At 48.2% G+C, this 3,335-nt stretch carries 2 protein-coding genes and 1 pseudogene; all 3 read left to right on the top strand.

The features are described 5' to 3' along the window. The first annotated feature begins 193 nt into the window (after positions 1-193). Positions 194-1,231, top strand: a complete 1,038-nt coding sequence (glpX, locus tag RMO84_RS02955; protein WP_310486958.1) for a class II fructose-bisphosphatase — start codon at positions 194-196, stop codon at positions 1,229-1,231. A gap of 409 nt (positions 1,232-1,640) precedes the next feature. Further along, positions 1,641-2,936 carry a glutamyl-tRNA reductase gene (locus RMO84_RS02960; RefSeq protein ID WP_310486959.1) on the top strand — a complete coding sequence of 432 codons (1,296 nt, stop codon included), beginning with the start codon at positions 1,641-1,643 and terminating at the stop codon, positions 2,934-2,936. 114 nt (positions 2,937-3,050) lie between these two features. Continuing rightward, positions 3,051-3,335, top strand: a pseudogene (locus RMO84_RS02965) (hypothetical protein); the annotation flags it as partial.

Consider the following 3,335-nt stretch of genomic DNA (forward strand, 5'->3'; position numbering starts at 1 on the left):
TGCGTTGAAAAAATTGCTCGATCGTAAATTTAGGCTCTTTAACCTTACCGCGACTAGCACGATCCCCACAATCTTGACAAAAGGCGGGACAAAAAGCGGAAAAATTTAAGAAATGCTCTTGTGTCCCCTCGCTCTGGTAGACTTGTAAACGACTGAAATCCCTATAAATAAAGCCCTTTAGGAGCAAATAGCAGTGGAAAATAGCTTAGGTTTAGAAATTATAGAAGTAGTAGAGCAAGCCGCGATCGCGTCAGCGCGCTTGATGGGTAAAGGCGACAAAAACGAAGCCGATCGTGTTGCAGTTGAAGCGATGCGCGAACGGATGAACAAAATCTACATGCGCGGACGGATCGTGATCGGTGAAGGCGAACGCGATGATGCGCCAATGCTCTACATCGGTGAAGAAGTTGGGATTTGTTCTCAGCCTAATGCTGCTGAATTATGCTCGATCGACGAATTAATGGAAATCGACATCGCCGTCGATCCTTGTGAAGGTACCAACTTGTGTGCTTACGGACAGCCTGGTTCGATGGCCGTACTCGCCATCTCCGAAAAAGGTGGTTTGTTTGCCGCACCTGACTTCTACATGAAAAAACTAGCTGCACCTCCAGCCGCTAAAGGTAAAGTAGATATCAATAAATCTGCGACTGAAAACCTGAAAATTTTATCACAGTGTCTCGATCGATCGATCGAAGAATTAGTTGTTGTCGTCATGAAACGCGAACGTCACAACGATTTAATCGCTGAAATTCGGGCTGCTGGTGCGCGCGTTGCCCTAATTAGTGACGGTGACGTTGGTGCGGCAATCAACTGTGGCTTTGCCGGAACTGGCATTCACGCTTTGATGGGTATCGGTGCAGCTCCTGAAGGGGTGATCTCCGCAGCAGCCCTCCGGTGTATGGACGCTCACTTCCAAGGACAATTGATCTACGATCCTGCTGTAGTTAAAACTGGCTTGATCGGCGAAAGCAAAGAAGCGAACATCGATCGCCTCAAATCCATGGGTATCACCGATCCCGATAAAGTCTACACCGCTGAAGAACTCGCTTGTGGCCAAAACGTATTGTTTGCTGGTACTGGCATCACTTCCGGTAACATCATGGATGGCGTTCGCTTCTTCAAAGGTGGCGCGCGGACTCACACGCTGGTTATTTCCAGTCAATCTAAAACCGCACGGTTCGTCGATACCATTCACATGAATGGTCAAGGCGGCACGATCGCCCTGAAATAGGGATTAGCTGTTAGGGAATAGGGGTTAGGGAATTGATAAAATAGATATTAGGGCGAGCGGTAATCGAGACTCCTGCTCCTGCCTAATCCCTAATCCCTATTTCCTATTCCCTATTCCCTAGTGAAGAACCATAACAAAGCATTTACAAGTCGCCAGGATTAGAGCAAGATAGACAGCGATTATATACAATAATTAAAGCAGACTAACGCGTTTGACAAATCGGAGCGCATGTGAATATCTTGCGTTGTCAACGCTGAAATATCCGTAGCTTAAATAACAAAACTTTAAAAATTAACGAGCCGAGGGTTACTCCCAATCTCGGCTTTGATGTATATGGGGAGTGAGCCGCTACGGCGAATCGCCACTGTCAACTAACTTAAAATCCTCATTTTTTGAACGCGGAGTACACATGAATATTGCTGTTATCGGTTTGAGTCATAAAACCGCACCCGTAGACATCCGTGAAAAACTCAGCGTTCCCGATACGCAGATGGAAGCGGCGATTCAAACCCTCTGCAATTATCCCCACATCAAAGAAGCAACGATCCTCAGCACTTGCAATCGCCTAGAAATCTATATCGTCACACCCACTGCCGATCGTGGCGTCCAAGATGCGATTCAGTTTCTCTCCGAATTTAGCAAGATCCCACTTAAAGATCTCAGACAACACTTATTTATCTTGCTGCACAAAGATGCCGTAATGCACCTCATGAGGGTGGCTGGCGGCTTGGATAGTCTCGTCTTGGGTGAAGGGCAAATCCTCGCCCAAGTCAAACAAACTCATAAAATCGGCCAGCAGTATCAAGGAATGGGGCCGATTCTCAATCGGTTGTTTAGGCAAGCGATGACTGCGGGCAAACGCGTGCGGACAGAAACTAGCATCGGTACTGGTGCCGTGTCGATCAGTTCGGCAGCGGTAGAACTGGCGCACATGAAAGTGGGGAACTTTGCCACCCATCGGATCGCGATCCTGGGTGCTGGCAAAATGTCGCGGCTGTTGGTACAACATCTGATTTCCAAGGGTGCGACGGATATTACCATTCTCAATCGATCGGCCAAACGGGCGGAAGAATTGAAAGTAATGTTTACCGCGATCGATCTGCAACTCCAACCGATCGGCGATATGATGACAGCGATCTCGACTTCAACGATCGTCTTTACTAGTACTTCCGCGACCGAACCATTGTTGAATGCGGCGAAATTGGAAGCCGTCCTCGATCCGCACCACTCGTTGATGATTTTTGATATCTCCGTACCGCGCAACGTCCATAGCGATGTCAACGATCTTGTCAATATTCAATCCTTCAACGTAGACGATCTCAAAGCCGTCGTCGCCCAAAATCAAGAACGTCGCCAGCAAATGGCTCAAGAAGCCGAAGGCATTCTCGAAGAAGAAGTCGAAAACTTTAATAGCTGGTGGCAATTGCTCGAAACCGTCCCCACGATCAATTGTTTGCGCGATAAAATGGAAACCATTCGACTGCAAGAGCTAGAAAAGGCTCTGTCGAGATTGGGTGCCGAATTTGGCGAACGCCATCAAGAAGCGATCGAAGCTCTTACCAAAGGCATTGTCAATAAAATTCTCCAAGATCCGATGGTGCAACTCCGCGCGCAAGAAGATAGCGACACTCGCCGCAAAGCGATGCATACCCTCCAAGTCCTGTTTAACCTCGACAGCGAGCAACTCGGTGCAAATACTAATTAGGCTTTAGGCTTTAGGCTTTAGGAATGGGACGCAAGCGTCCCGCTTGTGAGCTGGCATGTAATACTCGATCGCTACCTAAAACTAGCCTAAAGCCCAACATCTAAAGCCTAACTTATGGATATTTCGGAATCGATCGATCGCTCAGTTGGGGCTGTTTTTAGCCAGTGGTTGGTAGCTCATCCCTACTTGGCTTGGACGATCGCACATCCGTTGCCGAGCCTGGGCTTGTTGTTATTGGCAATCTTCTCTCTCCGCGGGCTATTTCAGGCGACCGGGCGAGGAATCGATCGAGTCTGGCTATTTTTACTCACGACCCCATTTAAACTGCTCCAGCCGATTTTCCAGGGGATCTGGCGTTCGATCCGCTCCAGATTTGGGCATAATAATCCCAGTCATGAA

Source organism: Chamaesiphon sp. VAR_69_metabat_338 (assembly GCF_031423935.1).
GTDB lineage: Bacteria > Cyanobacteriota > Cyanobacteriia > Cyanobacteriales > Chamaesiphonaceae > Chamaesiphon.